The 25,063-nt window shown below is 62.5% G+C and carries 27 protein-coding genes; 6 read left to right on the forward strand and 21 right to left on the reverse strand.

The window, feature by feature from the left end:
- Positions 1–29: 29 nt before the first annotated feature.
- From BUQ73_RS25015 to BUQ73_RS25025, 3 genes are all read right to left on the reverse strand, one after another.
- Positions 30–953: an SdiA-regulated domain-containing protein gene (locus tag BUQ73_RS25015; protein WP_079230099.1), complete on the reverse strand. Its 924-nt coding sequence runs from the start codon at positions 951–953 to the stop codon at positions 30–32.
- 226 nt (positions 954–1,179) lie between these two features.
- Positions 1,180–1,845, reverse strand: a complete 666-nt coding sequence (locus BUQ73_RS25020) for a fumarylacetoacetate hydrolase family protein (protein WP_079230100.1) — start codon at positions 1,843–1,845, stop codon at positions 1,180–1,182.
- 15 nt (positions 1,846–1,860) lie between these two features.
- Complete coding sequence (locus BUQ73_RS25025; protein WP_079230101.1) at positions 1,861–3,267, reverse strand: FAD-binding oxidoreductase; 1,407 nt, start codon at positions 3,265–3,267, stop codon at positions 1,861–1,863.
- A 171-nt stretch (positions 3,268–3,438) separates the two neighbouring features.
- On the opposite strand from BUQ73_RS25025, the gene serA reads away from it, so the two are divergent.
- Positions 3,439–4,668, forward strand: a complete 1,230-nt coding sequence (gene serA, locus BUQ73_RS25030; RefSeq protein WP_054885495.1) for a phosphoglycerate dehydrogenase — start codon at positions 3,439–3,441, stop codon at positions 4,666–4,668.
- An 87-nt stretch (positions 4,669–4,755) separates the two neighbouring features.
- Here the strand turns inward: serA and BUQ73_RS25035 are convergent, their stop codons facing one another.
- Positions 4,756–5,232 (reverse strand): DUF4399 domain-containing protein, encoded by a 477-nt coding sequence (locus tag BUQ73_RS25035; protein WP_079230102.1) that lies wholly within the window; start codon positions 5,230–5,232, stop codon positions 4,756–4,758.
- 225 nt (positions 5,233–5,457) lie between these two features.
- Between BUQ73_RS25035 and BUQ73_RS25040 the strand changes: the two genes are divergently transcribed.
- Positions 5,458–5,973: a substrate-binding periplasmic protein gene (locus BUQ73_RS25040; protein WP_050437264.1), complete on the forward strand. Its 516-nt coding sequence runs from the start codon at positions 5,458–5,460 to the stop codon at positions 5,971–5,973.
- Here the strand turns inward: BUQ73_RS25040 and BUQ73_RS25045 are convergent.
- The gene (locus BUQ73_RS25045; RefSeq protein WP_079230103.1) at positions 5,912–6,421 is read right to left on the reverse strand and encodes a DUF523 domain-containing protein; all 510 of its coding nucleotides are present in this window, start codon (positions 6,419–6,421) and stop codon (positions 5,912–5,914) included. The genes BUQ73_RS25040 and BUQ73_RS25045 overlap by 62 nt on opposite strands.
- Positions 6,408–7,040: a 2OG-Fe(II) oxygenase gene (locus tag BUQ73_RS25050; protein ID WP_079230620.1), complete on the reverse strand. Its 633-nt coding sequence runs from the start codon at positions 7,038–7,040 to the stop codon at positions 6,408–6,410. The genes BUQ73_RS25045 and BUQ73_RS25050 overlap by 14 nt, the downstream gene beginning before the upstream one ends.
- A gap of 113 nt (positions 7,041–7,153) precedes the next feature.
- Between BUQ73_RS25050 and BUQ73_RS25055 the strand changes: the two genes are divergently transcribed.
- On the forward strand, positions 7,154–7,906 hold the full coding sequence (locus BUQ73_RS25055) for a DUF2059 domain-containing protein (RefSeq protein ID WP_079230104.1): 753 nt from the start codon (positions 7,154–7,156) through the stop codon (positions 7,904–7,906).
- On the opposite strand, the gene BUQ73_RS25060 is transcribed toward BUQ73_RS25055, so the two are convergent.
- Positions 7,907–8,833, reverse strand: a complete 927-nt coding sequence (locus BUQ73_RS25060) for an alpha/beta hydrolase (RefSeq protein WP_079230105.1) — start codon at positions 8,831–8,833, stop codon at positions 7,907–7,909.
- A 234-nt stretch (positions 8,834–9,067) separates the two neighbouring features.
- Here BUQ73_RS25060 and BUQ73_RS25065 point away from each other — a divergent pair, with 234 nt between their 5' ends.
- Entirely contained in the window at positions 9,068–9,637 is a 570-nt protein-coding gene (locus tag BUQ73_RS25065) for a DUF6436 domain-containing protein (RefSeq protein ID WP_079230106.1), read from the forward strand.
- On the opposite strand, the gene BUQ73_RS25070 is transcribed toward BUQ73_RS25065, so the two are convergent.
- On the reverse strand, positions 9,616–10,182 hold the full coding sequence (locus tag BUQ73_RS25070; RefSeq protein WP_079230107.1) for a sugar O-acetyltransferase: 567 nt from the start codon (positions 10,180–10,182) through the stop codon (positions 9,616–9,618). The genes BUQ73_RS25065 and BUQ73_RS25070 overlap by 22 nt on opposite strands.
- 87 nt (positions 10,183–10,269) lie before the next feature.
- Here BUQ73_RS25070 and BUQ73_RS25075 point away from each other — a divergent pair, with 87 nt between their 5' ends.
- Both BUQ73_RS25075 and BUQ73_RS25080 read left to right on the forward strand, forming a co-directional pair.
- Positions 10,270–12,633 carry a penicillin acylase family protein gene (locus BUQ73_RS25075; protein WP_079230108.1) on the forward strand — a complete coding sequence of 788 codons (2,364 nt, stop codon included), beginning with the start codon at positions 10,270–10,272 and terminating at the stop codon, positions 12,631–12,633.
- Between the two features lie 133 nt (positions 12,634–12,766).
- Positions 12,767–13,585: an alpha/beta fold hydrolase gene (locus tag BUQ73_RS25080; protein WP_079230109.1), complete on the forward strand. Its 819-nt coding sequence runs from the start codon at positions 12,767–12,769 to the stop codon at positions 13,583–13,585.
- Positions 13,586–13,779: 194 nt separating this feature from the next.
- On the opposite strand, the gene BUQ73_RS25085 is transcribed toward BUQ73_RS25080, so the two are convergent.
- The 13 genes from BUQ73_RS25085 to cysT form a co-directional block, all read right to left on the reverse strand.
- A complete protein-coding gene (locus tag BUQ73_RS25085; protein WP_079230110.1) occupies positions 13,780–14,652 on the reverse strand; it encodes a transporter substrate-binding domain-containing protein in 873 nt (290 codons plus the stop codon).
- On the reverse strand, positions 14,649–15,422 hold the full coding sequence (locus BUQ73_RS25090) for an amino acid ABC transporter ATP-binding protein (protein ID WP_079230111.1): 774 nt from the start codon (positions 15,420–15,422) through the stop codon (positions 14,649–14,651). Before BUQ73_RS25090 ends, BUQ73_RS25085 begins: the two co-directional genes overlap by 4 nt.
- Positions 15,419–16,078, reverse strand: coding sequence for an amino acid ABC transporter permease (locus BUQ73_RS25095; RefSeq protein ID WP_079230112.1), 660 nt, complete (start codon positions 16,076–16,078; stop codon positions 15,419–15,421). The genes BUQ73_RS25090 and BUQ73_RS25095 overlap by 4 nt, the downstream gene beginning before the upstream one ends.
- Positions 16,059–16,724 carry an amino acid ABC transporter permease gene (locus tag BUQ73_RS25100; RefSeq protein WP_079230113.1) on the reverse strand — a complete coding sequence of 222 codons (666 nt, stop codon included), beginning with the start codon at positions 16,722–16,724 and terminating at the stop codon, positions 16,059–16,061. The genes BUQ73_RS25095 and BUQ73_RS25100 overlap by 20 nt, the downstream gene beginning before the upstream one ends.
- Before the next feature lie 392 nt (positions 16,725–17,116).
- Positions 17,117–17,902 (reverse strand): MetQ/NlpA family ABC transporter substrate-binding protein, encoded by a 786-nt coding sequence (locus BUQ73_RS25105; protein ID WP_027920911.1) that lies wholly within the window; start codon positions 17,900–17,902, stop codon positions 17,117–17,119.
- A 175-nt stretch (positions 17,903–18,077) separates the two neighbouring features.
- Positions 18,078–18,908, reverse strand: coding sequence for a sigma 54-interacting transcriptional regulator (locus tag BUQ73_RS25110; protein ID WP_079230114.1), 831 nt, complete (start codon positions 18,906–18,908; stop codon positions 18,078–18,080).
- A 65-nt stretch (positions 18,909–18,973) separates the two neighbouring features.
- Positions 18,974–19,555 carry an alpha/beta hydrolase gene (locus BUQ73_RS25115; RefSeq protein ID WP_079230115.1) on the reverse strand — a complete coding sequence of 194 codons (582 nt, stop codon included), beginning with the start codon at positions 19,553–19,555 and terminating at the stop codon, positions 18,974–18,976.
- A gap of 445 nt (positions 19,556–20,000) precedes the next feature.
- The gene (locus BUQ73_RS25120; protein ID WP_079230116.1) at positions 20,001–20,402 is read right to left on the reverse strand and encodes an ExbD/TolR family protein; all 402 of its coding nucleotides are present in this window, start codon (positions 20,400–20,402) and stop codon (positions 20,001–20,003) included.
- Position 20,403: 1 nt separating this feature from the next.
- Positions 20,404–21,123 carry a MotA/TolQ/ExbB proton channel family protein gene (locus BUQ73_RS25125; protein ID WP_079230117.1) on the reverse strand — a complete coding sequence of 240 codons (720 nt, stop codon included), beginning with the start codon at positions 21,121–21,123 and terminating at the stop codon, positions 20,404–20,406.
- A 30-nt stretch (positions 21,124–21,153) separates the two neighbouring features.
- Positions 21,154–21,936: an energy transducer TonB gene (locus BUQ73_RS25130; RefSeq protein ID WP_079230118.1), complete on the reverse strand. Its 783-nt coding sequence runs from the start codon at positions 21,934–21,936 to the stop codon at positions 21,154–21,156.
- Between the two features lie 384 nt (positions 21,937–22,320).
- Positions 22,321–23,310 (reverse strand): sulfate/molybdate ABC transporter ATP-binding protein, encoded by a 990-nt coding sequence (locus tag BUQ73_RS25135; RefSeq protein ID WP_079230119.1) that lies wholly within the window; start codon positions 23,308–23,310, stop codon positions 22,321–22,323.
- Between the two features lie 3 nt (positions 23,311–23,313).
- Positions 23,314–24,186 (reverse strand): sulfate ABC transporter permease subunit CysW, encoded by an 873-nt coding sequence (gene cysW / locus BUQ73_RS25140; RefSeq protein WP_027920904.1) that lies wholly within the window; start codon positions 24,184–24,186, stop codon positions 23,314–23,316.
- Between the two features lie 10 nt (positions 24,187–24,196).
- Positions 24,197–25,015, reverse strand: a complete 819-nt coding sequence (gene cysT / locus BUQ73_RS25145) for a sulfate ABC transporter permease subunit CysT (protein WP_027920903.1) — start codon at positions 25,013–25,015, stop codon at positions 24,197–24,199.
- Positions 25,016–25,063: the final 48 nt, after the last annotated feature.

Here is a 25,063-nt window from a genome sequence, read left to right on the forward strand (position 1 = left end):
AAACTTAATGTCCGAACGAGCTGATAGTGCTACTGGCTTTTCTTGAAGCGATAGAACAGGTTCGGCTCGCTGACCATGTACAGGTTACCCTGATCGTCCATGGCAACGCCTTCGGCACGCGGGATGGTGTGCTTCAGCCCGTTGAAGCCGCCCAGCAGGGTCATGAAGCTGACCTGCTGGCCTTGCTCGTCAAGCTCCAGCAGCATGTTGGAGTCAGCCGACAGCACCAGCAGATGCCCCGTGCGCGGGTCGACCCCCAGGGCCGACAGGTTGCGCAGGTCGAGCTCATCGCTGGCCAGCGCCTGCTTTTCACCCTTCAGCGGGCTGCGCCCGTCGCTGCTCCAGGTGTACAGCTTCGGCGGCCGCTCCTCGCCGATCACCAGACGCTGGCGCATCGGGTCCCAGGCCACACCTTCGAAGCCCTTGTTGCGCTTCACCGACTCGCCCAGGTCGTGGCTCTGGAAATCAGCGTGGTTCAGCGAGGTGGTTTGTGCGTCCACCTTGACCACGGTCAGGTCGTGCAGGCGTTCATCGGTGATCGCCACGTTGCCATCTTCCATCACCGCGACACCTTCCGGGTTGCTCCAGCCTACCAGCGGAATCTTGCGCAACACGTCGCCGTCGAGGTTGAGCTCGACCAGGAACGGGTTCTTGCCCATTACCGCGAACAGCGTGCGGGTACGCGGGCTGAAGGCGACGTCGGAGGCTTCGTCATCTTCCATGCCTGGCAAAACCTTGGCGTCGATGTCGACCTGGTAGTCCGGCAGCCACACGCTTTCGCTGCGCTCGGCGCTGGTCTCGAAGCCTTCCTTGACCCACAGCATACCGCGGTCATCCCAGTGCATGGCCACAGCCACGCCATAACCGATCACCGCTGCAACGGCCAGGCCGAAGGGCCAGCGCAGGTAGAAGCGGCGCTTGGGGGATGCGGGGGCGCTGGTGGATGCTGGCATGCAAGAGTCCTGGGGAGATGGGCAAAGATCCGCGCATTATCCGGATGGGGTGTGAAAAATCGGTAAACCGGGAATAAGCAGGCCTTTTGTGGGAGCGGCCTTGCGTCGCGAAAGGGCCGCAAAGCGGCCCCGGCAATATTCCCTGTGTCGCTTAAACCCTGGGGCCGCTACGCAGCCCTTTCGCGACGCAAGGCCGCTCCCACATTGGCCGCGACAGACTTTGTAATCAGAGCACCCGGCTCTCGAAGCGGCAGACGCCCGGCAGTTCCAGCACCAATTCGTCACCAACATTGAACGGCCCGACACCGGCCGGCGTGCCGGTCAGGATCACGTCACCCGCCTGCAGCGAGAAATGCGCCGCCATGTACTGGATGATCGGCACGATCGGGTTGAGCATCATCGCGCTGTTGCCATCCTGACGCACTTCACCATTGATGGTCAGGCGCACCGGAATATCGGTCACATCTTCAAAGGACGCTGCGGAAACGAATGGTGGCAGCACGCAAGCGCCGTCAAAGCTCTTGCACAGCTCCCACGGCAGGCCCTTTTCCTTGAGCTTGGCCTGCACATCACGCAGCGTCAGGTCCAGCGCCGGGGCATAGCCGGAGATGGCGTCCAGCACTTCTTCCTCGGACGCACTGGAAGAAAGCGACTTGCCCAGCAACACGGCAATTTCGGCCTCGTAGTGTACCGAGCCACGGTCGGTCGGGATCTTGAACCCACCTTCCAGCGGCACCACGCAACTACCCGGCTTGATGAACAGCAGCGGCTCGGAAGGAATGGGGTTGTCCAGTTCCTTTGCATGTTCGGCGTAGTTGCGGCCGATGCACACCACCTTGCCCAGCGGGAAATGAATGCGCGTGCCGTCTACGTACTGGTGCTGGTAACTCATGGCCGACTCCTTTGATTACTGCTTTTGTTCAGGAGCAAAGATCTTACCCGGATTCATGATGCCGTTAGGGTCGAAGACGGCCTTTATTGCCTTCATGCAGGCGATTTCTTCAGGTGAGCGGCTGTAGCCCAGGTAGTCGCGTTTGGTCATGCCTACGCCGTGCTCGGCCGAGATCGAGCCGTTGTAGCGTTCGACGATCTCGAATACCCACTTGTTGACCTTGGCGCATGAGGCAAAGAAATCATCCTTGCTCATGTGCTCGGGCTTGAGGATGTTCAGGTGCAGGTTGCCGTCGCCGATGTGGCCGTACCAGACCACTTCATAGTCCGGGTAATGCTCGCTGACGATGGCATCGATATCGCGCAAAAACGCCGGGACCTTGGAAACAGTGACGGAAATGTCGTTCTTGTAGGGTGTCCAGTGCGAAATGGTCTCGGACAGGTACTCGCGCAGCTTCCACAGGTTCTTCAGCTGGGTTTCGCTCTGGCTCATCACCCCATCCAGCACCCAGCCCCGCTCGACGCAATGCTCGAAGGTAGCCAGCGCGTCGTTGGCCACATCCTCGGTGCTGGCTTCGAACTCCAGCAAGGCATAGAACGGGCAATCAGTGGCGAACGGGGCCGGCACATCACCACGGGCCATGATCTTGGCCAGGCCCTTGTCGGAGAAGAACTCGAAGGCAGTCAGGTCGAGCTTGCCCTGGAAGGCATGCAGTACCGGCATGATCGAGTCGAAATCCGGCGTGCCCAGCACCATGGCCGTGAGGTTGCGCGGGGCGCGGTCCAGGCGCATGGTCGCTTCGACCACAAAGCCCAGGGTGCCTTCGCCACCAATGAACAGCTGGCGCAGGTCGTAGCCGGTGGCGTTCTTCATCAGGCCCTTGTTCAGCTCCAGCAGTTCGCCCTTGCCGGTGACCACTTTCAGGCCGGCCACCCAGTTGCGAGTCATGCCGTAACGGATGACCTTGATACCGCCGGCATTGGTGCCGATGTTGCCTCCAATCTGGCTGGAGCCGCTGGAGGCGAAGTCCACTGGGTAATAAAGGCCCTGCTCTTCGGCAAAGGCCTGCAGCTGACGGGTGATCACGCCCGGTTGGCACACCACAGTGCGGTCGAAGGCATTGAAATCAAGAATCTGGTTCATGTTGTCGAAGGCGACGACGACTTCCCCATTGGCCGCCACGGCCCCGGCGGAAAGCCCGGTACGCCCGCCGGACGGCACCAGCCCAACCTGATGCTGGTTGGCCCAGCGGACAATGGCCTGCACCTGCTGAACCGACTTGGGGAACACGATGGCCGTGGGCGCTGGCGGGTAATGCTTGGTCCAGTCCTTGCCGTAAGCTTCCAGGGAAGCGGGGTCGGTCAGGACCTTGCCAGGGTCGACAAGGGTCATCAGTTCATCAATTACAGCGGGGTGGGTCATCGCTGGAACTCTCGACTTATTCATAGTCACCCTGAGCACTCTTCACCTGTCGGGATAAGCTCAGATTGTGTCGCGTATGCTAGCATAGCCCTCCCGCTGTTCATGCTAAGGCTGCCCTCGCGCCTGGCATCAGTCCTCGCCATTTTTTCTCCGGGATACAGGTTTACGCAGATGAGCAAGACTTCTCTCGACAAGAGCAAGATCCGGTTCCTTCTTCTTGAAGGTGTGCACCAGAACGCGGTCGATACCCTCAAGGCCGCCGGCTACACCAACATCGAATACCTCACAGGTTCCTTGCCGGATGCCGAGCTGAAGGAAAAGATCGCCGACGCCCACTTCATCGGCATCCGCTCGCGCACCCAACTGACCGAAGAAATCTTCGACTGCGCCAAGAAACTGGTCGCCGTCGGCTGCTTCTGCATCGGCACCAACCAGGTCGACCTGGCTGCGGCCCGCGAGCGTGGTATCGCCGTCTTCAACGCTCCTTACTCCAACACCCGTTCGGTGGCCGAGCTGGTGCTGGCCGAAGCCATCCTGCTGCTGCGCGGCATCCCTGAGAAGAACGCTTCCTGCCACCGTGGCGGCTGGATCAAGAGCGCGGCCAACTCGTTCGAGATCCGCGGCAAGAAGCTGGGCATCGTCGGCTACGGCTCGATCGGCACCCAGCTGTCGGTCCTGGCGGAAAACCTGGGCATGCAGGTGTACTTCTACGACCCGCTGACCAAGCTGCCACTGGGCAACGCCGTGCAGGTCACCAGCCTCAACGAACTGCTAGGCCTGGCCGACATCGTTTCGCTGCACGTGCCTGAGCTGCCGTCCACCCAGTGGATGATCGGCGAGAAGGAAATCCGTGCGATGAAGAAGGGCTCGATCCTGATCAACGCCGCCCGTGGCACAGTGGTCGAGCTGGACCACCTGGCTGCCGCGATCAAGGACAAGCACCTGATCGGCGCCGCCATCGACGTGTTCCCGGTCGAGCCACGCTCCAACGACGAAGAGTTCGAAAGCCCGCTGCGTGGCCTGGACAACGTGATCCTGACCCCTCACATCGGTGGTTCCACTGCAGAAGCCCAGGCCAACATCGGCCTGGAAGTGGCCGAGAAACTGGTCAAGTACAGCGACAACGGTACTTCCGTTTCGTCGGTCAACTTCCCGGAAGTTGCCCTGCCGGCGCACCCAGGCAAACACCGTCTGCTGCACATCCACGAAAACATCCCGGGCGTGCTCAGCGAGATCAACAAGGTCTTCGCCGAGAACGGCATCAACATCTCCGGCCAGTTCCTGCAGACCAACGAGAAAGTGGGTTACGTAGTAATCGACGTCGACGCCGAGTACTCCGACCTGGCGCAAGAGAAGTTGCAACAGGTCAAAGGCACCATCCGTTCGCGCGTCCTGTTCTAAGTTCGCTGACGGCATGAAAAAGGGAGGCCCTGGTGGCCTCCCTTTTTTTGTCTGTGGGTGCGGGGTTGCCCGCGAAGGGCCCTGCGCCTATTTCACAGTGACCGTAATCTTCTTCGATTCAACGCTCGGCTTGAACGGCACGTGATACTGGTCACCCAGCACCAGCTGCAGGGTGTGCTTGCCTGGGGTCAGGGTGATGCTGGTTTCGGTCTGCGCCTTGCCGAAGTGCAGCACCTGCGGCCCGGCTGGCAACGCGGTACCGGCTGCCGGCATCAGGCTGGTCGGCAGTGGCATGTCGGCCACTGGCTCTTTATCCACATCCACCAGCAAGTGGTGATGGCCAGTATGTGGTGTCTGGTCACCCGCAGGCTTGAGTTCCATGCCCTCGATGCCGAACTTGACGGTGAAGGTCTTGTCCACCGTGGCGCCATCGGCCGGGGAAACGATGACGACCTTGGCATCCTTGGGCGGCTCCTGGCTCTTCAGGGCATCCGCGGCGCCGGCAAAAACCGAGGCCCCCATCAGCAGACCGGCAACGGCAGCACGCGAAAATAAGCTGTTCATTCACTCCTCCTGTGATTCACTTGAAAATGCAGCCATAAAACGAATGGCGACGATGATTCACCATAGTTGAAATATGCATTCGGGGTAATTGTGGCCCCCAGACGTAAATATTTCAGTTAGGGTTAAACCTCGCCAAGGCTTCAAGGTCATAGGCTGCGCTCGACCGCGACGAGGAAGAAAGCCGCGGCGAAAGTTATTCATCTGCTGAAGAAAAAGGGGCACTACATGCGTTCGACCATAGGCGTACTGCTGGCAGTACTGATCACTCCGTTGGCTCAGGCCGAGCTGATAGACGAAATCGCCGACCGGGGCGAATTGCGCATTGCCGTACAGCCTGATAACGCGCCGTATTCGTTCAAGAAGGACGAGCGCCTTACCGGCTTTGAAATCGAATTTGGCCAGGACCTGGCCCGCGAACTCGACCTACGTGCCGAGTTCGTCGAAACGACTGCGGCAGAAGTTCTGCCAGGCGTTGAAAGTGGCAAGTACGACATTGCCCTGACGCCGTCGAGCGAGTCGCCCAAGGCGGACGGCCCATTCGATGTAAGCCAGGCATTTGGTGAAAAGAAACTGGTGATTCCGTTCCAGAAAGACAACCCGGCGTTCGAAAGCGCGGTGAACAATGCGCTTCAGCGTCTCAAGGACAGCGGCCGCACCGCGGAACTTGAACAGAAATGGTTCAAGGCAATGCAGGCAGGTGAGCCAACGCCTGCCGCGCTTGCTCCAGCTCCAGCTCACTGAAGACCTGCACGCCCTCGCGCCGTAGCAAGGCTGCGGTCACGCCTTCGCCCGGCACCTTCACCCCACTGAAGGTGCCATCGTAGGTCAACCGGTTGCCACACGAAGGGCTGCCCGCCTTCAGCACCGCCACCCGAATGCCATGCTGGCGCACCAGCGCCAGCGCCTGCTGCGCCCCTGCCAGAAACTTGGCACTGACATCCTCACCGGTCACCGTCAGCACCTGCACCCCGCCATCGAGCACCTGCGCGCCCTGGCCACCGGGGATCTCCGCCGGCGGGCGCGGCGTTGGCAAGCCGCCAGCCACCTCGGGGCACAACGGCACCACACGGCCTTCGGCCTGCCATTGCTGCAACAGATCGGGATGCCCGCTGGCCCGGCCGTCATAGCGTACCGGCTGCCCCAGCAGGCAGGCGCTCACCAGTACCTTGGGCAGATCAGAACAGGTCATTGCCACGGCGCCGGAACCAACCGGTCAACGACAGGCGTTCGCGCCTGGCCGGCAGCACCTCGTGCGGCACCTCACCGGAAAGGAATATCGCCAGGCAACCTGCTACGGGCTGCACATCGTGCTCGACATCATCCGCCAGGAACATGCGCAGTTGCCCGCCATCCTCCGGCTGCCAGTCTTCGTTGAGATAAAGCACCGCCGAAATCATGCGTCGGTCATCGTCGCGGAAGCGGTCCAGGTGCCGGCGATAGAATGCCCCCGGTGGGTACAGGGCGAAATGGCATTCGAAGTCCTCCAGGCCCAGAAACAGGCCTTGGTTGATGGCCCGACGCAACTGGTCCATAGCCGCCAGGTACTGGTCGCAGGCTTCGGCCTGGCCGGGGTCGATCCACTGGATCTGGTCACCGCGAATGCTCTCGCGCACCTCCTGGGCATCACCACGCCCAACCCCCGCCGGGTTGAGTTCGCCTTCGGCATCACGGCGCCGGCACTCGGCCGCCAGCGCGCGCACCAGGTCGGCAGGCAGAAAGAGCGCCTGCTGCGACCAGCCATGGGTGGCCAGATCGTCGACGACGGCCGCAAACTTCGGGTTTTCAGGGGAGATGTGCATGGCGCGCATCATATCCATTCACCCTGTCGGCGCACAGCGCCACTTGGCTGAGAAGCGTTCGGATTGCTCGACAAAATGGCGCAAGGCCAAGGACAATAGCCACCTGCCGACAGGAGTCCTGAATGCGCCGTCTGTTTTCCCTGCTTCTGCTGATGAGCTGCACCTTGCCTGTCTGGGCAGACAGCCTCGATCAACTGTACAAGGCCGCCGGCTGGCCCGACCAGCGCGCCCATTTTTCCGATGCCGTGAGCGCCGCCCAGCAGCGCTACCGCAACAGCCTGCCGCCTGCGGTTTACCAGGCGCTGGTCAACAACAGCAACCAGCGCTTCCAGGCCCAGGCAATGGACAACCGTGCCTTGGCCAAACTGCGCAGCACGCTGGCCAACCCGGCGCCGGCACTGGCCTTCTTCCAGTCGCCGCTGGGGCGCAAGATCGTCGCCGCCGAGCTGCTGGCCACGCGCAAGGACCAGTTGGCCAAAAATGCCAAGGGCCTGCCGAAGATCCAGGCCAGCGATAACCGCATGCTGGTCATCGGCCACCTGGCCCAGGCACTGCCAGCCCGCGAAGCCGGCGCCGAAGTCAGCCTGGCGATTGCCGGGGTGGCTGCCGACAGCCTGAGTTCGATGATTCCCGGCCTGTTCGGCGCCAGCCAGGCCCAGGGCCTGCTCGACGGCCAGCGCCAGCGGCTGATGGGGCAGATCGGCGAAGACCTGAACAACACCTTGTTGTACGTCTACCGCGATCTGTCCGATGACGAACTGGAAGAGTTCGCCACCTTCGCCGAGTCGCCAGACGGCAAGGCCTATTACCAGGCCGCCGTGGCCGCCGTGCGTGCCGGGCTGGCAGTGGGCCAGAACAGCGCCGACCTCAAGTGATCAGCCCAGGCGCTGCTTGATGAAATCGAAATAGCGCCGGCGAATGTCCGGCCGCTCGTTGGCCAGGTGATGGCGGGCTTCGGGCAACATCAGGATCTGCGGCTCGCTGAACTTGGCCTTGAGCACTTCAAGGTTATGCGGCCAATCCACCGTACCATCCGCCTCCCCCTGCACGATCAGCGGCCGCCGCGCACAGTGCGGCGCCGCCTCGATACGCTTGACCCAGGCGATCAAGGCGCCGACCCAGGCCGTGGGCAGCCGCCGCGGTTGCAGCGGGTCGGCTTCGAGGAAAGGCAGGAACGTCGGGTCGTTGGTGTTCTCGCTGAAACGCCGCTCGATGCCATTGACGAAGTGGCGCAAGACCCGATAACTGAACTTCGACCAGCGCCAGGAGCGTGGCCTTACCAGCGGCGCCAGCAAGATCACCTCGCCATCGATCGGGCTGCGCTCGCCCTGGTGCAGCAGATGGTCCACGGCGATGGCGCCACCGGTGCTCTGCCCGCAGAGATGCCAAGGGCGGGGTAATTCAAGGCCTCGCGCCTGTTCGAACAAGGCGTCAAGCACCTGCTGGTACACCGCGAAATCACTGATGCTGGCGCGCTCGCCACTGGACAGGCCGTGGCCTGGCAGGTCGCAGCTGATCACCGCATAGCCGAGCTTCAGCGCCCATTCGATCACGTGCCGATAGAGGCCCATGTGGTCGTAATAGCCGTGCAGCAGGAACAGCGTCGCTACCGGCTTTTCAGGCAGCCAGACTTGCCCGACCAGCTCGAAGCCCGCCGCCTGGAAGCCACCCAGCCAGCTCTGCGCCGGCAGCTTCAAGCCATAGAAGCGTTGATAGTCCTGCGCCTGCTTGGACAACGGCTGACGCTTGGCCAACGGCGCAAGGCTGGCACGCAGGGTATCGGGGTGAAAGGCAGCAGGCATCAGGTACATCCACGGCGCAGCGAGTAATGATCTGCGATATTCAGCTCTGGCTGGCGTCGTGGCAAGCTTGCTCACCTCAAACAAGCAGCACAGATCAGATGTGGGAGCGGCCTTGTGTCGCGAAAGGGCCGCAAAGCGGCCCCAGCAATGTCTGCAGCGCTGTGAAATCTCGGGGCTGCTTTGCAGCCCTTTCGCGACACAAGGCCGCTCCCACAAGAAGGCCGCGGGAAATTCATGAAGACTCTAAACATCAAACAGATTTTGGTTGCCCTCGCACTCATGCTCTGCGCCTTTGTGCTCTGGCAGGCCTACGCCACCTTCCAGTCCCGCTACCTGCGCCCGTTCGACAACCAGACCACGCTGTTCGACGGCAGCCAGCTGAAACTGCCCGCCGAACTCGCCGGCCCCGGCCCGATCCGCGTGGTGCACTTCTGGGACCCGGCCTGCCCGTGCAACGTCGGCAACCAGCAGCACCTTGGCGACCTGATTTCCCAGTTCGCCGACCAGGGTGTGTCGTTCCACATCGTGCAAAAGCCCGGCAGCCACGGCCAGTTGCCCGCCAACCTCGCCAGCCTGCAAACCATTGCCAACTTGCCCGGCAGCGAACACCTGCCCGCCTCCCCTGCAGTAGCAATCTGGGACCGCCAGGGCAACCTTGCCTACTTCGGCCCCTACAGCGAAGGCGCGGTGTGCAATGCCAGCAACAGCTTCATCGAGCCGATCCTCAAAGCACTGTTGGCCGGGCGCAAGGTCACCGCATCGAATACGCTGGCCGTGGGCTGCTACTGCCCCTGGTCCGGCTGACGCACCCGCGCCGGGTTACCCACGACGGTCGCCCCCGCTGGCACATCACGGGTCACCACACTGCCGGCGCCCACGATGGCGTTGTCACCAATGGTCACCCCCGGCAGGACGATCGCCGCACCGCCGATCCACACATTGTTGCCGATGGTCACCGGGCGCCCGCTTTCCAGCCCGCTGCGGCGGACCTCGGGGTCAAGCGGATGGTCAGCCGCGTAGATCTGCACGTTGGGGCCGATCTGGCAGTCATCGCCGATGCGCACCGGCACCACATCGAGGATCACGCAGTTGAAGTTCATGAACGTATTGCGCCCGATGCTGATGTTGTAGCCGTAGTCGCAGTAGAACGGCGGACGGATCACCGCGCCCTCGCCAACATGGCCGAAGTGCTCGGCCAACAGGCCGTTGCGCGCTTCGTTGAGCAACTCGACGCTGTTGTTGTAACGGTGCATCCAGTGCTTGCTGGCGATCTGTTCGGCTTGCAGCTCGGGGCAGCCGGCGTGATAGAGCTGACCGGCCAGCATTTTCTGTTTTTCGCTGAGGGACATGGAAACTCCTTTCAGGGGGCTATGCTCTGTTCGCGAATCCGTCGATGATCGGACCACAGTTTCCGCTCGAGTGCACAAGGAGTCCCGATGAAGCGCAGCCTGACCTTGTTGGCCGTGGCCGTTGCCGTGGCCGCTGGCGCCGGTTACTGGTACGTGCACGGCAAGCTGCCACAGCGCGCGGGCGAGGTGGCCATTGCCGGGCTGCAGGCGCCGGTCAGCGTGCGCTACGACGCCCGTGGCGTGCCCCATCTGCAAGCCCAGAACGAAGCGGACCTGTACCGCGCCCTGGGCTACGTGCATGCCCAGGACCGATTGTTCCAGATGGAGATCATGCGCCGCCTTGCCCGTGGCGAACTGGCCGAAATACTGGGCGAAAAGCTGCTGCCCACCGATACCCTGTTCCGCAGCCTGCGCATCCGTGAACAGGCCGCGCTGATGGCCCAGCGCCAGGACCACCAATCGCCCGCCTGGCAAGCCTTGCAGGCCTACCTTGAGGGCGTCAATGCCTGGCAGGCCAGCCACCCCAAACCGATGGAGTTCGACCTGATCGGCATCACGCCACGGCCGTTCACTGCCGAAGACACTCTGAGCATCGCTGGCTACCTGGCTTACAGTTTCGCTGCGGCCTTTCGCACCGAACCTGCGCTGACCTACATCCGCGACCAGCTGGGCCCGCAATACCTGAAAATCTTCGACCTCGACTGGCAACCGCAGGGTGCCCTCGGCACGCCGCTGGCCGCTGCCGACTGGCAAAGCCTCGAAACCGTGGCCCGTGCCAGCCACGAAGCCCTGATCGACGCCGGCATCCCGCAGTTCGAAGGCAGCAATGCCTGGGCCGTTTCCGGCAGCCGCACTCGCAGCGGCAAACCCTTGCTGGCCGGTGACCCGCACATCAGTTTTGCCGTGCCTGCCGTCTGGTACGAGGCCGAGCTGTCGGCACCCGGCTTCAACCTGTATGGCTACTTCCAGGCGCTGAACCCGTTCGCGATGCTGGGGCACAACCGTGATTTCGGCTGGAGCCTGACCATGTTCCAGAACGATGACGTCGACCTGATCGCAGAACAGACCAACCCTGCCAACGCCGACCAGGTGATGATCGACGGCCAGTGGCAGACACTGGAAAAAACCGTGCAGCAGATTGCGGTCAAAGGCGAGCAACCGGTCACTATCAACCTGCGCCGCTCAACCCACGGGCCAATCGTCAACGAAGTTCTCGGCACCACAGCCGGGCCCCGGCCGATTGCCATGTGGTGGGCGTTTCTCGAAACCGAGAACCCGATCCTCGAAGGGTTCTATCAGCTCAACCGCGCCGACACCCTGGGCAAGATGCGCGAAGCCGCTGCCAAGGTGCAGGCGCCTGGGCTGAATTTCGTCTGGGCCAACGCACGTGGCGATATTGGCTGGTGGGCGGCGGCGAAACTGCCGATTCGCCCCGACGGGGTAAACCCGGCGTTCATCCTCGACGGCGCCAGCCGCCAGGCCGACAAACCCGGTTTCTACCCCTTCAGCGTGAACCCGCAGCAGGAGAACCCGGCCAGCGGCTACATCGTCTCGGCCAACTACCAGCCACCGGCCGTGGTGCCGATACCCGGCTACTACAACCTCGCCGACCGCGGCCGCCAGCTTGATCGCCAGCTGGCCAACCCGGAAGTGAAATGGGACATGCAGAACAGCCAGGCGCTGCAGCTCGATACAGCCAGCGATTACGGCCCGCGTACCTTGGCGCCATTGTTGGCCACTCTGCGCCAGGCCGCGCAGGGTGACGAGGAGAAGGAACTGGTCGAGCAGCTTGCAGCCTGGCGCGGCGACTACCCACTGGACTCCACCAGCGCCACGCTGTTCAACCAGTTCCTCTACGAGCTGGCGTTCGCGGCCCTGCATGACGAGTTGGGCGATACCTGGTTCCCGATACTGATCAGCACCCGCGCCATCGACGCCGCCCTGCCACGCCTGGCAGCGGATGCCGATTCGCCCTGGTGGAATACCCGCGGTGGCAACCAGCGTACCGACCGTACCGCCGTCGTGCGCACGGCTTGGCAGAAGAGCCTGAAACACCTGCGCGACACCATGGGCAGCGACCCGGCCAGCTGGCAGTGGGGCAAGGCTCATACCCTGACCCACAACCACCCGCTTGGGGTTAAAAAGCCGCTGAACCTGGTGTTCAACGTTGGGCCATTCGCCGCGCCCGGGACCCATGAAGTACCGAACAACCTCTCGGCAAAGATCGGCCCGGCGCCATGGCCGGTGACCTATGGGCCATCAACCCGGCGCCTGATCGACTTTGCCGATGCCGGGCAGGCACTGACCAGCAACCCGGTCGGGCAGAGCGGCGTGCCGTTCGACCAGCATTTTTCGGATCAGGCCGAGGGGTATGTCGACGGTAAGTACCAGCGGGCACAGATGGGAGTGATTCCGGCGCAGAGCACTTTGAGATTGGTGCCTGGCGGATGAGCACTGGGGCTGCTTTGCAGCCCATTCGCGACACGAAGCCGCTCCTACGGAGATGCGCGCTACCTTGTGTCGCGATGGGCCGCACAGCGTCCCCAACGATTATAAATACCCTACAAACTCCGAGACCCTTTCAATGCAAAAGCACTTCATCGAAATCGACGGCGCACGGATGAGCTATGTCGACCAGGGCCAGGGCTTCCCGGTGCTGCTCGGCCACAGCTACCTCTGGTCGGCCGAGATGTGGCGGCCACAGATCGAAGCCCTGTCACAGCACTTCCGTGTCATCGTCCCCGAACTCTGGGGCCATGGCGATTCCGATGCCCCGCCCGCCACCACCACCGACATGGGTGCCCTGGCCCGTCAGCATCTGGCGCTGCTGGACGCTCTGGATATCGCCAAATGCCATCTGGTCGGCCTGTCGGTCGGCGGCATGTGGGGTGCGCAGCTGGCCATCGAACACCCTGAGCGGGTAGACCGCCTGGTACTGATGGACACCTACCTCGGCGCCGAACCAGAGGCGACCCGGCTGAAATACTTCGGTTTGCTGGATGCGGCGAGTGCTGCGGGGCTGTTCCCGGAGCCACTGCTGGATGTCGTCGTGCCGATCTTCTTCCATGCCGGTGGACAGACGGTACCCGAGGTGCGCGACGGCTTCCGGGCGGCGTTGAAGGCAAGCAGTGCCGAGGTGATTCGCGACAGCCTCGACCCGATGGGGCGGGTGATCTTCGGGCGGCCCGACCTGTTGGGACGGCTGGGTGAGCTGGAGGGCGACAAGACCATTGTGGTATGTGGTGATCAGGACATTCCGCGGCCGCCTGAAGAGTCCAACGAAATGGCGCGGATCATTGGCTGCCTGGCCGCGCAGATTCCGTTTGCGGGGCATATCTCCAGCCTGGAGAACCCCAAGGTGGTCAATGAGTTCTTGTTGAACTGGCTACCTGGCAAGGCTTGAGTTTGCTGGGGCTGCTTTGCAGCCCTTTCGCGACACGAGGCCGCTCCTACAGGGATTCACGCTACCTGTACGTCGCAATGGCCCGCACAGGGAAGCGCGCTAACTGCATGTCGCGATGGGCAGACAGTGATGCGCGCTACCTGTAGGAGCGGCCTTGTGTCGCGATGGGCCGCGCAGCGGCCCCACTTACGCAGTCAACCCTGCCACTTGCCGCCTTCGACGATCACGCTCTCCGGTTTGGTGTCATCGCTCAGCTCCTTGCGCACATACTGGTCATACAGCTTCAGCAGAAACTTCTCCTCCCCCAGTTTGGCCAGCTCGGCATTCACCCAGTCCCGCAGTTCGGTATTGCCCTTCTTCACCGCCGGTGCGATCGGCGCTTCCTCACCCAGCAACTGCGGCAACACGCGGTACCCAGGGTTCTGCTTGGCCCAGCTGAACAGGATCAGGTTGTCCTGGGCATAGGCGTCGCCACGGCCATTGGCCAGCGCTTGCAACGACTCGCTGTTCTTCTCGAACTTGAGCAGTTTCCAGTCCGGGTGGTGCTTGGTCAGCCAGATGTCGGCCGTGGTACCGGTGGTAACGATGGTGGTCTTGTCTGCAAGGTCATCAAGCTTCTGCACCGGGCTGCCGTCGGCAACGATGGCCTGCACGGCCACGCGCAAATTGGGGTTGGTGAAGTCCACCGCTTCTTTGCGCTCCGGGGTCACGGTCATGTTAGCGAGGATCAGGTCGACCTTGTCGCTTTGCAGGAACGGAATACGGCTGGCCGGCTCGACGGCGACGAACTCCACCTTGTTCTCGTCGCCCAGCAGGTCCTTGGCCAAGCGCCGACCAATATCGGTGTCGAAGCCGACGTAGCGGCCGCTGGCGTCGACGAAACCGAACGGCGGCTTGTCGGTGAACACGCCAACGATGAGCTTGTCGCGAGCCTTGATGGTTTCCAGGTAGCTGGTGGCTGGCGAGGCAGCGGCCGGTTTGGGCGGTTCCTCGGCCTTGTTGCAGCCGGCAAGCAGGGCCAGGCCGAACAAGGGCGCCAGCAGTTTGGTAAGCGGGGCAGTTTTCATGACAGTTCCTTTTGTGTTGTCTTCGGCAGGCTTTCGACAAAGGAGAATTTGTCCAGGAACTGCTGCGCGCGTGCGGTCCGCGGTTGGCTGAAGAAGCTCTCGGGGTCGCTCTGTTCAAGGATCCTGCCGGCCTCCATGAACACGATACGGTCGGCCACCGCGCGGGCGAAGGCCATTTCGTGGGTAACGATGAGCAAGGTCATGCCGTCGCGGGCCAGGCCCTGGATCACTTGCAGCACCTCCTTGACCATTTCCGGGTCGAGTGCTGCGGTGACTTCGTCGAACAGCATCACCTGCGGGTTCATGCACAGCGAGCGGACGATGGCGATGCGCTGCTGCTGGCCACCGGACAACTGCCGCGGGTAGGCGTCGCGCTTGTCCAGCAGGCCGACCCGAGCCAGCAGCGCTTCGGCCTGTGCCTGGGCTTCGGCCCGTTCGCGCTTTTGCACCTTGAGCGGCCCGAGCAGCAGGTTGTCCATTACGCTCATGTGGCCAAACAGGTGATAGCTCTGGAACACCATGCCCACCCGCTGGCGCACCCGGCGCCAGTCGGTATCGGCCCTCAGCAGCTCTTCGCCCGCCAGGCGCAGGTGCCCGCTGTGCGCCTCTTCCAGGCCATTGAGGCAGCGCAGCAAGGTGCTCTTGCCGCAGCCACTTGGGCCAAGGATCACCACCACCTCGCCGGAGCGGACCTTGAGGTCGACGTTATCCAGCACCTGGTGTGCGCCGAAGTACTTGTTGAAACCTTGGAATTCGATCAGTGCGGTCATGTGTGAGCCCAGCGGCGCTCCAGCACGCGCGAGGCGGCGGACAGCGGATAGCAGACGATGAAGAAGAACAGGAACAGCACGGCGTAGATCAGCAGCGACTCGTAGGTGCGCTCGATGATCTGCTGGCCGGCCTTGATCACTTCGACCACGCCGATCAGCACCGCCAGTGAACTGGTCTTGATGATCCGCGTGTAGATGTTGATGGTCGGTGGCGTCATGCGCTTGAGCGCCTGGGGCAACAACACGTAGCCGTACAGCTGGCCGGCGGACAGGCCGATCGACAGCCCCGCCTCACGTTGCCCGCGTGGCAACGATTGCAATGCTCCACGCACCACTTCGCCCACTTCGCTGGCACCCCACAGGCCCAGCACCAGCACCGCGCACCAGAAGCTGGGAATGCTCAGGGCAAAGAAGATCGGCAAGCCGAAAAACACCAGGTACAGCCAGACCAGCACGGGGATCGCGCGAAACAACTCCAGGTACACCTGCAGGGCGATGTTCAGCAACCGGTTGCCAAGCGTCGCGAGCGTGCCATACAGCACGCCACCGAGCGTTGCGAAGACAATCCCCAGTGCCGAGATGGCCAGTGTCTGCACCGCGCCCTTGGCCAGCAGCGGCAATGACGTCAGCAGCAGTTCAGTGACCGAACTGGCCATGTTGCAGCCTCCTTTCCAAGTAACGCAGCAGCAGCGACAGCGGCAGGAACAGCAGCACACACAGCAACGTCAGCACCGCGAGCATCTCGTAGGTCTTGTAGTACAGGGCGATGTAGTTCTTGGTGGTGTAGAGGATTTCAGGCACCGCCACGGCCGAGACCACGGTGGTTTCCTTGAGCAGGAAGACGAAGTTGGCGAACAGTGCCGGCAGGCTGAGGATGCCGGCCTGGGGCAGGATCACATGGCGCAGCAGCTGGCCCTCCGACAGCCCGATGGAGCGCCCCGACTCCAGCTGCGCACGCGGTACGGCATCGACACCGGCGCGCAGCACCTCGGTGAGGTAGGCACCGCCCATGAAGGTCATGGTGATGATTGCCGCAGCAAAACCGGAAATCTTCAGGCCCACGCTGGGCAAGGCGAAATAGACGAAGAACAGCTGGATCAGCAGGGGGGTGTTGCGCGCCAGCTCCACATAACCTTTGACCAGGTGCCGCAGGTAAGGCGTGCGCAGCACCAGAATGGTGGCATTGAGCAGCGCCACCAACAGCGAGGTGGCGATGGCGATCAGGCCAACCTGCAAGGTCACGCCGACAGCCTTGAAGAATGCTGGCAATGTGCTGAGAATGAACGGGATGTCGAAGGTCATGGATGTTGCCTCGACACCCGATTTACAGAGTGCGACATGGGAAAGTCTGAACGATGCGCCAAGCGCGGTGAGTAGACTCTAATGGTATAAAAAACTTTTTATAAATACCTTTATTGCATATTGATATCACTGACCGGGCTATCGAAACTTTCCTCCCACAAACCTCTCAAACAGCTTCAGACCGTGACTTGCAAGGCCATCACCCACAAGGACGATAACGATGAATAGCCCCTGCTCACCTGATTCGAACGAACAACTGCTGTGGCTGCTGGCGCTGCGCCGGGCCTTGGGTGGGGCTGGGTCCGCGTGAGCCTGTACCGGCCCTTCCCCGCTAGCCACAAACAAGAACGCCGACGCAAAAGCGTCGGCGTTTTCACATCTCAACGAACGAATCAGAACGCAGGCAGTACCGCACCCTGGTACTTTTTGGCGATGAATTCCTTCACCTCAGGGCTGGTCAGCGCCTTGGCCAGTTTCTGGATGGCCTCGCTGTTCTTGTTGTCCGGGCGGGCTACCAGGAAGTTCACGTACGGCGAATCGCTGCCCTCGATCACCAGCGCATCCTTGGCCGGGTTGAGGCCGGCTTCCAGGGCGTAGTTGGTGTTGATCATGTCGAGGTCGACCTGGTCCAGCACGCGCGGCAGCATGGCCGACTCAAGCTCGCGGAACTTCAGCTTTTTCGGGTTCTCGGCGATGTCTTTCGGGGTCGCCAGGGCGTTCTTCGGATCTTTCAGTGTGATCAGGCCAGCCTTCTGCAGCAGCAGCAGGGCGCGACCGCTGTTGCTGCCTTCGTTGGGAATGGCAACGCTGGCGCCTTCTTTCAGCTCGCTCAGGCTCTTGACCTTCTTCGAGTAGCCACCGAACGGCTCGACATGAACGCCGACCACGGTTTCCAGGTGGGTACCCTTGCCTTCGTTGAAGTTCTGCAGGTACGGCAGGGTCTGGAAGTAGTTGGCGTCGAGGCGCTTCTGGTCAACCTGCACGTTCGGCTGCACGTAGTCGGTGAACACCTTGATCTGCAGGTCCACACCTTCCTTGGCCAAGGTCGGCTTGATCAGTTCAAGGATCTCGGCGTGCGGCACCGGGGTCGCGGCAACGACCAGTTTCTCGGCGGCGGATGCCAGGCCAGCGAACGACAGGGCGGCGGCCAGGGCAGTGGTCAGCAAGGTCTTCTTCATGGTGTTCCTTATTGTGGATCTGGGCCATCGCGGATGGCGAAGTCGGGTGCCCAACCGTTTCACCGGCGGGCGTGAGGCGGAAGATACCGAGATTTTTTATTCCGTAACAATATCTTTTAATTAGCTGCTTATTCCAAAAACAAACTGCCATCATCCAGTTTGCTTATTAGCTCGTCTAGCCCGCGGGGTTCGGCAGGTCGAGGTCTTCTGGCAGCAGCTCGTCTGCGTCGTTCACCAACAAGGCGAAGTGGATCACGTTCTCCAGTTCACGGGTGTTGCCCGGCCAGGCGTGCGCTTCCAGCACTTGCTGCGCGGCCTCGCTGATCAACGCCAGCGGGCGCTGCAGGCGCACGCTGTAGATGCCCACGAAATACTCGGCCAAAGGCAGAATATCGCCTGGCCGCTCGCGCAATGGCGGCAGTTCCAGCGCGCCCTCGCGCAGGTACTGGTACAGGCGTTCATTGAAGCGCCCGGCCTTCACCACCCGCGCCAGGTCTATGCTGGTCGCGGCCACCAGGCGTACATCCACCGGTTGCGGTTGCTGCGCACCGACACGGGTGACCTCGCGGTTTTCCAGAGCCGCCAGCAATTTGCCCTGGATCGCCAACGGCAAGTCGGCGATCTCGTCCAGGTACAAGGTGCCGCCATTGGCCGAACCGAACCAGCCCGCGCGGCTGCTGGCAGTGCCGCCCTGGCTGCCGGCGCTGTAACCGAACAGTTCGGCGTCGGCATAGGTCGGGCTGATGGCGGCACAGTTGACCGAGACGAACAGGCCAGGGCGGTCGCTGGCCCGGTGGATCTGCCGTGCCAGCAATTCCTTGCCGGTACCGGTCTCGCCGCGGATCAGCACCGGTACCGGTTGCGGCGCCAACTGCTCCAGGGCCTGGCGCAACTGCTGCGAGCGCGGGTCGATGAACACCAGCGCCTTGGCACGGATGCTCAGGGGGCTCTTGTCCAGTTCAGGGAAGGTCAGCAGCGGCTGGCCGAACGGGTTTTGAAAAGTCATGACAAACTCCCGCCCCAGGCCATGGGTGGCCGGGCGTCAGGCAAACGGTGAACGGTCGGGGTCGATCAGGCGCGGCGCAATGCGCGCTGCTCAACCCGGCTTTGCAGGCGATACAGGTAGGCGAAGCCTTGTTCCCAACGCTCATGGCCGGACTTGACGTTGATGTGCCCGGCATTGCTCAAAAGGCCCGCCTCGGCGCCCCAGGCCTGGGCCAGGTACAAGGCACGCGGCACGCTCACTGCCGGGTCGTTGTCGGAGCTGACCACCTGGCTGGGGAACGGCAGCGCCTGCAGCGGGATCGGCGCGAAGTTGCGCAGGGCCGGCGCGCAGGTGGGCCGCTCGACATCCGCCGGGGCCACCAGCAATGCGCCGCGCACCCGGCGCAGCAGGGCCGGGCTGGCCTGTGCGGCCCAGTGAGCAACGGTGACGCAGCCCAGGCTGTGAGCAATCAGAATCACCGGCGAGCGTTCGGCAGCAATCGCCTGCTCCAACGCCTGCACCCAGTCGCCGCGCTTTGGGGTAAGCCAGTCATGCTGCTCGACCCGGGCGCTGTTGGGCAGCGTGCGCTGCCAATGACTCTGCCAATGGTTGTCTGGCGATCCTTGCCAGCCCGGCACAATCAGGTAACGAATCGACTCATTGCGCATGGGGACGCCTCCAGTAAGTTTGCGTGCTTGGAGATCAGTATAAAGAGGGAGTTATATTCGTAAAGGAATAAGAAGCTATTTATTAATAACCAGAATAACAATTCAAAACTATTTGCTGCCTGTGAAATCGAGCGCCGCCCGCGCGGCGCATCGCGGATAAATCCGCTCCTACATTTGTTTTGGGCCAGTGAGTTCTGCGCCAGCGCACGCGCATCTATGGTGTACGGCTCGATATCGAAGGGGACACACTAGGAGCGCGTACCATGGCACTGGCGTGATTGGCATGAAACAGATGTAGGAGCGGATTTATCCGCGATGCGCCGCGCGGGCGGCGCTCGATCTAATAGGCGCTGAAGCCGTTACGGCGAAAAAAAGGGCCAACCCCTGCCAAGAGATATGGCCCCAACGCACTTGCGAGAGTCACTTGCCTGAAGAAGGTTGAAGATTACCGTGCAGTTATTACCGCAAGTTTGCTGATGCCCGCACGCTCGATCGCCGCCATGGCCCGTGCCACTTCGCCATAATTCACGCCATCGTCGGCCTGCAGTTGCACACGCACGTCGGCATCCTTGTCCTTGGCTGCCTTGAGGTTGGTTTCCAGCAGCTCCGGCTGGATTTCGTCCTTGTTGATGAACAGCTTGCCGCCACCGTCGATGCTCACCACCAGCGGGTCTTTCTGTTCCACCGGGGCCACGGCTTCGGTCTTGGGCAGGTTGATCGGGATGGCGTTGGTCAGCAGCGGCGCGGTGACGATGAACACCACCAGCAGCACCAGCATGACGTCCACCAGCGGTGTGACGTTGATTTCACTGAGGACTTCGTCGCTGTCCTGGGTCGAAAAAGCCATATCAGGACGCCTCCTTCACCGGCTGGGTGAAACCGGCCTGGGCCTTGTGCACGGCAGGGTGCACCAGCACGCGGAAGGCACTCTTCTGCGCCAGGCTGTAGAAGTCGTGGGCGAAGTCATCCAAGTCGGCCGCGGTCAGCTTGAGGCGGCGCAGGAAGTAGTTGTAGACCAGCACCGCAGGCACCGCGACGGCGATACCCACGCCGGTGGCGACCAGCGCTGCGCCAATCGGGCCGGCAACGGTTTCCAGGCTGGCGGAGCCGGCCGCACTGATGCCCTTGAGCGCCTCCATGATGCCCCACACGGTACCGAACAGGCCGATGAAGGGCGAAGTGCTGCCGATACTGGCGACCACCGCCAGCCCGGTTTCCAGCGAACGGCGTTCACGCACGATTTGCTGGCGCAGGGCACGTTCGAGGCGGTCCTGGTGGTTGATGGCGTGGCTCAGGTCGCTGGCCTGGGTATCCCCGACAGCGATGGCGGCGTAGCCAGACTGGGCAACGCGGGCAGCCGGGCCAGGCAGCTCGTGGCTGAGCTCGGCGGCCGAGTCCAGGCTTGAAGCCGCCCAGAACTGCTGATGGAAGCGCTTGTCCTGATTCTTCAGCCGCACGAACTGCGCAAACTTGACCAGGGCCAGGCCCCAAGTAACAACGGAAAAACCGACCAGCAGCCAGATGACTGCGCTTTCAACGGATTCGAGGGGGGATGCCAGCAGGCTCATGATGGTGTCTTCCTGTGTTCTGCGAAAAAGTTAGCGAAGCTTGAAATCGATCGGCACGCTGACCCAGCCGGCCTGGGCCACATCGCCCTGCTTGGCGGGGACGAAGCTCCAACGCTTGACGGCGGCCAGCGCAGCGGCGTCGAGGGCGTCGCGGCCGCTGCTCTTCTGGATCTGGATCTGCCCCGGCTTGCCGCTGGGCAGCACCTCGACGCGCAGCAGCACGGTGCCTTCCCAGCCACGGCGCTGAGCCATCTGCGGGTACTCCGGCGCCGGGTTCTTCAGGTACGCGGCGTTGGCCGATGGCGGCGTGACCGGCGCCGGCGCGGGTGGCGCGGGCGGTGCAGGGGCAGCGACCGGAGCAGGTGGTGGCGCTTCGACCGGCTTGGGCTGCGGCTTGGGCGGTTGCTTGGCGACCGGTTTGGGCACGGGCTTCGGCTTGGGCTTGGCGGCCAACTCGTCGATCACCGGGGGCGGGGGCTCGACCACCGGCGGGGCCGGGGCTGGCGGTGGCGGTTGCACCACCGGCGGCGCGGGCGCGGCAAACTCGATGGTCATGGGCGGAATCTGTGGCGGCACCACGGGCAGCTCAGGCGTGGGGGCCTGGCTTACCCAGTAGGCGGCGGCACCGTGCAGGGCCAGTACCAGCAGGCCCAGCGCCAGCTTGTCACGGCGCTTGAGGCCACTGACCGGAGTGCGTTGCAGGCGCAGCTGGCCCAGTGGCAGGCGAAGTGTCCGTCCAAGCTCGACCAGGTCACCCGGGGCCGGGCGCCATGGCTGGTCGTAGGCCCTGACGGCCGACTGGACATTACCCATTGATCAAACTCCTGGGGTTCTTGATTCAGGTGTGTGGCTGAATCATCGGGGGCAGGGGCTTAGCTCTGAAAGTAATGTTTAAAATTAAAGTTAGATCTTCTGGGAATATATATTTCGATTCGGTGGCTCTAACCCGCGGGTTTCGTGGGGTGTAGAAGATCAATGATCAGTCGATGCCTTGTGGGCATATGAAATATTCGCGCAAGGCATCAGATTGCCGCGAGGGCTGCGCCCTCGTTTCGCGACACAAGGCCGCTCCCACAGGTGGATTGCATACCCCTGTGGGAGCGGCCTTGCGTCGCGAAAGGGCTGCAAAGCAGCCCCGGCAATCTTGCAGGTAATAAAAAACCCGGGACGATGCCCGGGTTTTTTGCTTGAAGCGGCTCAGATATCCGCCACCTTCTGCCAGACCTTCGGCCGGAAGAACAGCGTCTCCCCACGCGCCAGCCCGGTCAGGCTGTCGTGGTCCTTGACCACCTCTGCCTCGATCAGCTCGCTCTGCCCTTCCACCTTCAAGGTCACCCGCGTGGTCGCGCCCAGTGGGCGGATATCGCGCACCTCGGCCGCATGGTGCCCCTCGGTCTCATGCCGCGACAGCGACACCTCGTGCGGACGGAACAGCACATGGTGCCCCTCGCTCAAGGCCAGGCGGTTGGAATCACCGAGGAAGTGGTAGACGAAGTCGTTGGCCGGCTGCTCGTACACCTCGCCCGGCGAGCCGATCTGCTCGATCACACCCTTGTTCATCACCACGATGCGGTCGGCCACTTCCATGGCTTCTTCCTGGTCGTGAGTAACGAACACCGAGGTCAGGTTGATGTCTTCGTGCAGCCGCGCCAGCCAGCGGCGCAGCTCCTTGCGCACTTTGGCGTCGAGCGCACCGAACGGTTCATCGAGCAGCAGCACCTTGGGCTCAACCGCCAGGGCACGGGCCAGGGCGATACGCTGACGCTGGCCACCGGACAGTTGCTCGGGGTAGCGGTCGGACAGCCAGTCCAGCTGCACCATGTTCAGCAGTTCGTGGACCTTTTCGGCGATCTTGCTCTCGCTCGGGCGCTCACCCTTGGGCTTCATGCGCAGGCCGAAGGCGACGTTGTCGAACACGCTCATGTGGCGGAACAACGCATAGTGCTGGAACACGAAGCCGACGTTGCGATCGCGCACGTCGTGGCCGGACACGTCCTCGCCATGGAACACGATGTTGCCCTGGTCCGGGGTTTCCAGGCCGGCAATGATACGCAGCAGGGTGGTCTTGCCGCAGCCGGACGGGCCAAGCAGGGCCACCAGCTCGCCGCTGTTGATGTCCAGGTTGATAGCGTTCAGGGCCTGGAAGCTGTTGAAGCGCTTGCTGACATTACGAACTTCGATCGACATGAATCATTCCTCCGCGGCGCTGTGGCGCAGGCGGTTAATACGGTTCTCGCTCCACTGCTTGAGCAGCAGGATGAAGAGCGCCAGGATCAGCAACAGGCTGGCCACGCTGAAGGCCGCGACGTGGTTGTACTCGTTGTAGAGGATCTCCACGTGCAGCGGCAAGGTGTTGGTCACGCCACGGATATGGCCCGACACCACCGACACTGCGCCAAACTCGCCCATGGCCCGCGCGGTGCACAGCACCACGCCATAGATCAGGCCCCACTTGATGTTCGGCAAGGTCACGTGCCAGAACATCTGCCAGCCATTGGCGCCGAGCAGGCGCGCGGCCTCTTCTTCCTGCGTGCCCTGCTCCTGCATCAGCGGGATCAGCTCACGGGCGACAAACGGCACGGTGACGAAGATCGTCGCCAGGACGATGCCCGGCAAGGCGAATACGATCTGGATGTCGTGGTCCTGCAGCCATGGACCGAACAGACCTTGCGCGCCGAACATCAGCACGTAAACCAGGCCGGCGATGACCGGCGACACCGAGAACGGCAAGTCGATCAGGGTCACCAGGATGCTCTTGCCGCGGAAGCTGTACTTGCTCACGCACCAGGCGGCGCTGACGCCGAACACCAGGTTCAGCGGCACCGAGATGACCACGGCGAGCAAGGTCAGCTTGAGCGCCGACAAGGCATCAGGCTCGAAGATCGCCTCGAAGAAGGTGCCAAAGCCGTTCTTCAGCGCCTGCGATACCACGATCACCAGCGGCAGCAGCAGGAACAGCGCGAACACCAGCCAGCCAAGGCCGATCAGGATGCGCCGCGAAGTGGCGCTGCCACGCCGGGCGGCGTTGGCAGCGGCGCTTGCACTCAGGGTTGAACTGGACATGCGGCCTCCTTCAAGGGGTTTCGATGCGGCGCTGCAGCAGGTTGATCAGCAGCAGCAGGATGAAGGAAACCACCAGCATCAACACGCCGATGGCGGTCGCGCCGGTGTAGTCGTACTGGTCGAGCTTGACCATGATCAGCAACGGCAGGATCTCGGTCTTCATAGGCATGTTGCCGGCGATGAAGATCACCGAACCGTACTCGCCAACGCCACGGGCGAAGGCCAGGGCGAAGCCGGTGAGCCAGGCGGGCAGCAGCGCTGGCGCGAGGATGTAGCGGAACACCTGCAAAGGCTTCGCACCCAGGCAGGCGGCCGCTTCTTCGACTTCACGCGGGATGTCCGCCAGCACCGGCTGAACCGTGCGCACCACGAACGGCAGGGTGACGAAGGTCAGCGCCAGGGTGATGCCCAGCGGTGTGTAGGCGATCTTGAAGCCCAGGTCGGTGGCGAACTGGCCAACCCAGCCCGCGGGCGCGTAAAGGGCGGTCAGGGCAATACCGGCAACGGCGGTGGGCAGAGCGAACGGCAGGTCGATCATCGCGTCGATGATCTTGCGCCCGGGGAAGGTGTAACGCACCAGCACCCAGGCCAGCAAGGTACCGATCACGCCATTGATGATGGCGGCGAACAGGGCAGTGCCGAAGCTCAACTTGAGCGCGGCGATCACCCGCGGCGCACTGATGACGTTCCAGAACTGCTCGAAGGTCAGCTGCGAGGCATGGATGAACATGGCCGCCAGCGGTATCAGCACGATCAGGCTGAGGTACACCAAGGTGTAACCCAGCGTCAGCCCGAAGCCGGGTATGACGGGGGAAATGCGACGTGACATAAATATCCCTGGTTTAACGCACGAAGCCCCGGTTATGCCGGGGCGGTG

Origin of the sequence: Pseudomonas putida (assembly GCF_002025705.1) — a bacterium.
Classification (GTDB): Bacteria; Pseudomonadota; Gammaproteobacteria; order Pseudomonadales; family Pseudomonadaceae; genus Aquipseudomonas; species Aquipseudomonas putida_J.